At 63.9% G+C, this 6,614-nt stretch carries 6 protein-coding genes; 2 read left to right on the top strand and 4 right to left on the bottom strand.

Annotation, left to right across the window (positions count from 1 at the left end; all coding sequences use genetic code 11):
* A partial coding sequence (locus EN742_RS19300) for a gamma-glutamylcyclotransferase (RefSeq protein ID WP_189375461.1) occupies nt 1-251 on the bottom strand: 251 nt, incomplete at its 3' end.
* A 174-nt stretch (nt 252-425) separates the two neighbouring features.
* On the opposite strand from EN742_RS19300, the gene EN742_RS19295 reads away from it, so the two are divergent.
* Nucleotides 426-1,205 carry a VOC family protein gene (locus tag EN742_RS19295; protein ID WP_127400538.1) on the top strand — a complete coding sequence of 260 codons (780 nt, stop codon included), beginning with the start codon at nt 426-428 and terminating at the stop codon, nt 1,203-1,205.
* Between the two features lie 9 nt (nt 1,206-1,214).
* Here EN742_RS19295 and EN742_RS19290 read toward each other — a convergent pair whose 3' ends face one another.
* Nucleotides 1,215-1,832 (bottom strand): hypothetical protein, encoded by a 618-nt coding sequence (locus EN742_RS19290; protein ID WP_348628267.1) that lies wholly within the window; start codon nt 1,830-1,832, stop codon nt 1,215-1,217.
* Nucleotides 1,833-1,899: 67 nt separating this feature from the next.
* Here EN742_RS19290 and EN742_RS19285 point away from each other — a divergent pair, with 67 nt between their 5' ends.
* Nucleotides 1,900-2,292 (top strand): DoxX family protein, encoded by a 393-nt coding sequence (locus tag EN742_RS19285; protein WP_127400539.1) that lies wholly within the window; start codon nt 1,900-1,902, stop codon nt 2,290-2,292.
* A 25-nt stretch (nt 2,293-2,317) separates the two neighbouring features.
* On the opposite strand, the gene EN742_RS19280 is transcribed toward EN742_RS19285, so the two are convergent.
* Together EN742_RS19280 and EN742_RS19270 are read right to left on the bottom strand one after the other, a co-directional pair.
* Nucleotides 2,318-4,744, bottom strand: a complete 2,427-nt coding sequence (locus tag EN742_RS19280; RefSeq protein WP_128333156.1) for an FAD-dependent oxidoreductase — start codon at nt 4,742-4,744, stop codon at nt 2,318-2,320.
* A 237-nt stretch (nt 4,745-4,981) separates the two neighbouring features.
* Nucleotides 4,982-6,520 (bottom strand): trimethylamine methyltransferase family protein, encoded by a 1,539-nt coding sequence (locus tag EN742_RS19270; RefSeq protein ID WP_148670155.1) that lies wholly within the window; start codon nt 6,518-6,520, stop codon nt 4,982-4,984.
* Between the last annotated feature and the right edge of the window lie 94 nt (nt 6,521-6,614).

The following is a 6,614-nucleotide window of genomic DNA, read 5'->3' as shown; positions in this document are numbered from 1 at the left end:
AGGCAGAACGACCGATGCCAGCCATGGGCCGAGGCGCGCTGCTGCTCGACGGAATCGAAGGCCGGCTTCCAGATCAGCGAGCCATAGGCGAACACCCACAGCGGCCCTTCGTCGGCTTCGCCTGACAGACGCTGGGCAAGCGAGCGGAAATCATCGTCGTTCAATTGCGTCCAGCTGCCGTCCGGACCTGGATCGGCTTCCTCCCGATGACAGAGCGCCACAAGCTCCGGCGTGAGCGACATCTGCCGCATGGATCGTGATCCCCTCATTGACGGACAAGCAAAGGCGAAAACCGCATGGCGCGCAAGATTGCAGTCACAGTGCCTTGCCGCCGTCGATTTCCGGCCCATGTCGAATTCCTGTCGTCGGATCATCCTAAGATCGATCACGAGACAATCAGATGGACAAACCCAAGGAGCATGACGATGCCGAAATCACCGATGCCGTTCTTCTGGTACGAATTGATGACCACCGACCTCGACGCCGCCGAGGCCTTCTACACAGCCGTTGTCGGCTGGAAGGGCCAACCCTTCGATACCTCGCCCGGCATGCCGCGCTACATCGTCATGAATGTTGGCGAGCGCGGCGTCGGCGGCTTGATGACGCTGCCCGAGGATGCCGCCAAGATGGGCATGCCGCCGGCCTGGCTCGGCTATATCCACACCAAGGATGCGGATGGCGCGACGGCGTCGCTGAAGGAGGCGGGTGGCTCTGTCCACCGCGCGCCGGACGATATTCCGGGCGTCGGGCGCTTTGCTGTCGTTGCCGATCCGCAAGGCGCGACCTTCATGTTCCTGCAGCCGAACCAACCCGATCAGCCGCCGGTGCCGGCGGGAACGCCAGGCCACATCGGCTGGCATGAGCTCTACACGACGGACTGGAAAGCGGCTTTCGACTTCTATGCCGGCCAGTTCGGCTGGACCAAGGCCGGTGACTTCGACATGGGCCCGGCCATGGGCATCTACCAGGTCTTCGCTTTTGGCGGCGACCCTGTCGGCGGCATGATGAACAAGCCTGAGCAGATCCCGGTGCCAGTCTGGCAGTTCTACTTCAACGTCGCCGCCATCGACGCCGCGGCCAAGCGCGTGACCGACAATGGCGGCAAGGTCATCATGGGGCCGATGGAGGTGCCCGGCGGGGATTGGATCGTACAGTGCACGGATCCTCAAGGCGCGCATTTCGCGCTCATCGCGCCAATGCGGTAGGCGACCGGATCACTCCGGCGTCAGCACCGCCACTTTGAGGTCGGCCTTCTTGCTGCCGCTGAGCTGGACGGTGGCCGGACCGGCCGACAGCTTGAAACGCACGCTCTTGCGAATGCCCGGGCAGGTCTTCACGCCGCTGAACCCAGCCGACTTCACGGCGTGGCCGTCCTGCACGATATCGATCCAGGCCTCATCCGACAGGCTGACCTGGAGCTCTCCTTCCGGCGGCACGACGATGCTTGCGGTCGCGCCGAACGTGCCGGCTGCCGGGGCACGGTCCGGAGGCACTTCAAAGCTGATCGTGTCGACCGCTGCGAGCGTGAAATCCATCGCCTGGCCGACCGTCAGGGCAGCGCCGGACTGCGCGGCCGGCGCTGCCGCAAACAGTGCCTGCTCGCGCGCCACCGGCCATTTGAAGGCATCACAGCCGCCCTCGGCGGCCATGGCGAAGCTGGTGCCTGCAAGGATTGCGAACAGGCTGATGACGATTGTTTTCATGGCAAGGGGAACTCGGATGGTTGGCGTACCGGCATCAATACAACCATAGCGATATTTATGCAACCATGAAGAGAAACATTTTTGGGAGATGAAACCGTTTTCACTCACCGATTGTTGAAGGCAGGGCATCGGAAGTGAGTGGTCCATTGTAGGGCGATATTTTATGGCCAGGCGGGGAGGCAAAATGGAGTTTTGGATGAAGCTTTTCGAAGGTTTTTCCCAGTACCGGCCACAGGCGCTCGGCGTGCTGCGCATCGTGACTGCGCTGCAATTCATCGAACATGGCACCCAGAAACTGTTCAATTTCCCCGTCGGCGAGCACGCCGGCGCCTTGAGTGGGTTGCCTCTGGCTGCCGGCATCCTTGAATTCGCCGGCGGCATCCTGCTCGCTCTCGGGTTGCTCACCCGGCCGGTGGCGTTCCTTCTCGCTGGCGAGATGGCGATCGCCTATTTCATGGCGCATGCGCCGCGCGACTTTTTCCCGGTCAACAATGGCGGCGACGCGGCGATCTCCTTCTGCTTCATCTTCCTCTATCTCGTGTTTGCCGGTGCCGGCGCCTTCGCGCTGGACAACCGCCGCAACGCGTAACCCTGCCAAAAGAATGCGCGCCCGGTCAGGCGCGCATCCTTTCGAAATTCGCGTCGAACAATGGCGAGGCTTGTGTTCGCGCCGCATGGCGCTTGCCGAGTATCTCGATCTCGAAGCCGTCGCTCTCGTCAGCGATCTCCTTCGGCACATAGCCCATGGCGACCGACTGTTTCGCGTGATGCGCGTAGCCGCCCGAGGTGACCCAACCGCGCACGACGCCATCGTACCAGATCGGCTCGTCGCCGATGACATCGGCGTCGTCCGCTTCGACGATGAAGGCGCGCAGCCGCAGCTTGCCGCCCTGCTTGCGTTCGGCCAGTGCCGCCTGCTTGCCGATGAAGTCCGCCTCCTTGCCATAGGCGACGAAACGGTCGAGGCCTGCCTCCAGCGGCCCATAGATCGGCCTGTACTCACGCGCCCATGAGCCGTAATTCTTTTCGAGCCTGAGAGCATTGAGCGCGCGCGAGCCGAACAGGCCGATGCCGAACTCCTCGCCTGCCTTGATCATCGCCTGGAATGCGGCGCGCTGATATTCGGTCGCCACCCAGACTTCGTAGCCGAGATCGCCGGTATAGCTGACGCGGCCGACCAGGCACTGCGCCATGCCGATGTCCATTTTCGCAACGGCCATGAAGGGCAATGCCGTATTGGAGACGTCAGCGCGCGTCACCTTTGCCAGCACATCTCGCGCCTTCGGTCCGGCGATCGCCAGCCCGGTCAGCTTCTGTCCCAAAGCCTCGACGCGCACGGAGCCGTCTTTCGGCAGATACGCCTCGAACCAGCGCATATGATATTGCTCGGCGATGCCGGAGCCGGCGATGAACCACTCGCCGTCGTCGATGTTGGCCAGCGTGAAATCGCCGATCAGCCTGCCGTCATCCTTCAGCATCGGCGCCAGCGTCATGCGGCCGCGCTTCGGCAGCTTGCAGGCCAGCATGCGGTCGAGCCAGGCGGCTGCGCCCTCACCCGTCACCGCGTATTTGGCGAAGTTGGAAATCTCCGCCAGGCCGACGCCGCCGCGCACCGCTGCCACTTCCTTCGCGACATGGTCGAAATCGCTCGAGCGCCGCCACGAGAACTCGTCCTTGACGCCTTCAGGGGCATACCAGAGCGGCACCTCCAGCCCGTAGGACACGCCCCATTGCGCGCCCTTGGCCGAGAGGGCGTCATAGACCGGCGTCGTCTTGAGCGGACGTCCGGCCGGCAATTCCTCATTGGGGAAGCGGATCGAGAAGCGCCGCGAATAATTTTCGCGCACCTTGGCGTTGGTGTAGGCCATCGTCGCCCAGTCGCCGTAGCGCGCGACATCCATTGCCCAGATGTCGGCACCGGGATCGCCCTCGATCATCCAGTTTGAAAGTGCGAAACCGACACCGCCGCCCTGCGAAAAGCCGGCCATCACGCCGCAGGCGACCCAGAAGCCGGGCAGGCCGCGCACCGGACCGACCAGCGGATTGCCGTCCGGCGCGAAGGTGAAGGGGCCGTTGATGATCTGCTTGATGCCGGTGTGCTGGAAGGCGGGGAAATGCCGGAAGCCGACTTCCAGCGACGGCGCGATGCGATCGATGTCCGGCTCCAGCAGTTCATGGCCGAAATTCCATGGCGTCTGGAATTCCGACCACGGCTTGTTGGCCTTCTCGTAGGTGCCCATCAGCATGCCGCCGCGCTCCTGGCGCAGATACAATTCGCCGTCGAAATCCACCGCATGGATGATCTCGGTGCCGGTCTCCTGGTTCCAGGCGGCGACCTCCGGCATGTCCTCGGTGATCAGGTACATGTGCTCCATCGCCAACACCGGCAGTTCAAGCCCGACCATGCGGCCGACCTCGCGCGCCCACAGGCCGCCGGCATTGACGACATGCTCGGCCACCACCTCGCCCTTGTTGGTGATCACGCGCCACAGCCCGTCGGGACGGCGCACGATGTCCTCGACCTTGGTGAAACGCTCGACCTCGGCGCCTAGTTTCCGCGCCGCCTTGGCATAGGCGTGCGTCACGCCGGACGGATCGAGATGGCCGTCTTCCTTGTTACGCACCGCGCCGACGAATTGCTTTGGATCGAGCAGCGGCATCAGTTCGGCCGCCTCGTTGGGCGAGATCACCTCGAGGTCGATGCCGAGATAGCGCCCCTTGGCGACGACGCCGCGCAGCCAGTCGAGACGCGCCTCGGTCGCCGCCAGCAGCACGCCGCCGGTGAGGTGCACGCCGGTCGCCTGGCCGGACAGTTCCTCGATCTCCTTGTAGAGCGAAATCGTGTATTTCTGCAGCTTGGCGACGTTGGGATCGCCATTGATCGTGTGCATGCCGCCGGCGGCATGCCAGGTCGAGCCCGAGGTCAGCTCGTCGCGCTCCAAAAGCACGATGTCGGTCCAGCCGTGCCGGGCCAGATGGAACAGCACCGAGCATCCGACGACACCGCCGCCAATGACCACGACCTTTGCATGCGATTTCATGGGTTTTTCTCTGATATCAATACGTTGGAGAGACAAGGTGAATCGGAAGGGCAACGCCAAGCACCCCCCTCTGGCCTGCCGGCCATCTCCCCTCAAGGGGGGAGATCAGCAGTTCGAACTCCGCCATCCCCTGCGACGCCGAAAATTTGCGAAAGCCGAGATGATATCCAATCTCCCCCCTTGAGGGGGAGATGCCCGGCAGGGCAGAGGGGGGTGCCCGCGCCGACGCCAAGGAACTCACGGCTCGCCCTGCCCGATCGCTTCCTTGCGCCTGGCGACATAGGCTTCGAGCGCCTCGCGCACCGCAGGATCCATCTCTGGCTGGACATATTCCTCCAGCGCCTTCTTCCACAGCCGCGTCGCGCGCGCCGTGGCGTCGAGGCCGCCGGCCTCCTGCCAGGCCTCGTAATTCTGCCAGTTGGAGAGCATCGGCTGGTAGAAGGCGGTGGCGTAGCGTTCCAGTGTGTGCGGCTCGCCGAAGAAATGGCCGCCCGTCGGCACCGCGCCCAGCGCCTCGACCGCGAGTTCCCCCTCGTCGACCACGATCGGCCGCAGGAACTCCATCATGTGCTGGATCATCTCGACGTCGATGATGAATTTCTCGAACGACGCCGTCAGCCCGCCCTCCTGCCAGCCGGCAGCGTGGTAGACGAGGTTGCCGTGGCCGAGCACCGCGCCCCACAGCGCCATCAGCGTCTCATAGGCGCCTTGCGCGTCGGCCGCATTGGAGGCCGAACCGGGCGTCGTGCGGTAAGGCAAATCATAGCGCCTTGCCAGTTGTCCGGACGCGATGTTGGCCTTGGTGTTTTCTGGCGTGCCGAAAGCCGGCGCGCCCGACTTCATGTCGACATTGGAGGTGAAGGCGCCGTACATGACCGGCGCGCCGGGCCGAACGAGCTGCGTCAACACGACGCCGAACAGCGCCTCGGCGTTCTGCTGCGCCAGCGCTCCGGCCAGCGTCACCGGGCTCATCGCCCCCATCAGCGTAAAAGGCGTCACCGCTACCGACTGGCCGAACTCGGCCATGGTCATCAGGCCTTCGGCCATCATCTCGTCGAAGCGACGCGGCGAGTTGACCGAGATGATGGTGGCGATGCCGGGATCGTTGCGCAGCTGGTCAAGCGTCAGCCCGCGCGCGATCGCCATCATCTCGATGCCGTCGAGCGCCCTGCCCCGGCCGATCGCCGAGACATGGAAACTTTTGTCGGTCAGCGTCAGATTGGCGAAGTAAGTGTCGAGATGGCGCGAATTGGCCGGCAGTTCGATCGGCGCGCAGACCTGGTTGCCGAGCATGTGGACGCAGTTGAAATGCTGTGCCAGCCGCACGAGGTCCTGATAGTCGCGCAAATTGCCGGCGCGGCGGCCACGCTCCATGTCGTGCACGTTGGGCGGCCCGGCCACCAGGGTGAAATTGATCGTGTTGCCGCCGAGATGGATGGCGTGCGCCGGATTGCGCGGCGTGAGCGTGTAGGCGGACCGTGTCGTCTTCAGCGCCTCTGCGACCATGCCGCGATCGATGCGGACGTTCATCGACGCATGATCGACCGCAGCACCCGCCTTTTCGAACAGCGTCAGCGCCCGCGGGCTCATCACCTCGATGCCGAAATTTTCCAGGATATGCATCGAGGCTTCATGGATCGCCTCGATCTGGTCGGCCGAGAGCAGCGCCATCGGCGGATAGGGATTGGTCACCCGTCTTGTCGGCAATTGCGGGATCGCGGACGGCCCCCGGTTGCTGGTTCGCTCAGTGCCGCGCTTGCGCCTTGGTTCGGTCATGCCACGCATCAAAGCGCCGGCACGAAAGCGCGGCTGTCAGAAATCCGCCATTTGCGGGCGCGATTTTAGCCAAGGCGGCATTTCTGGCATTCCA

Origin of the sequence: Mesorhizobium sp. M4A.F.Ca.ET.020.02.1.1 (assembly GCF_004022645.1) — a bacterium.
Taxonomy (GTDB): Bacteria; Pseudomonadota; Alphaproteobacteria; order Rhizobiales; family Rhizobiaceae; genus Mesorhizobium.
Note: the sequence above shows the minus strand (reverse complement) of the source record. Positions and strands in the feature narration are given on the sequence as shown.

Excerpts from the sequence above, each read along its gene's own strand:
- EN742_RS19295 (WP_127400538.1), top strand. The coding sequence starts at position 426 with ATGCCGAAATCACCGATGCCGTTCTTCTGGTACGAATTGATGACCACC.
- EN742_RS19290 (WP_348628267.1), bottom strand. The coding sequence starts at position 1,832 with ATGCCCTGCCTTCAACAATCGGTGAGTGAAAACGGTTTCATCTCCCAA.
- EN742_RS19285 (WP_127400539.1), top strand. The coding sequence starts at position 1,900 with ATGAAGCTTTTCGAAGGTTTTTCCCAGTACCGGCCACAGGCGCTCGGC.
- EN742_RS19280 (WP_128333156.1), bottom strand. The coding sequence starts at position 4,744 with ATGAAATCGCATGCAAAGGTCGTGGTCATTGGCGGCGGTGTCGTCGGA.
- EN742_RS19270 (WP_148670155.1), bottom strand. The coding sequence starts at position 6,520 with ATGACCGAACCAAGGCGCAAGCGCGGCACTGAGCGAACCAGCAACCGG.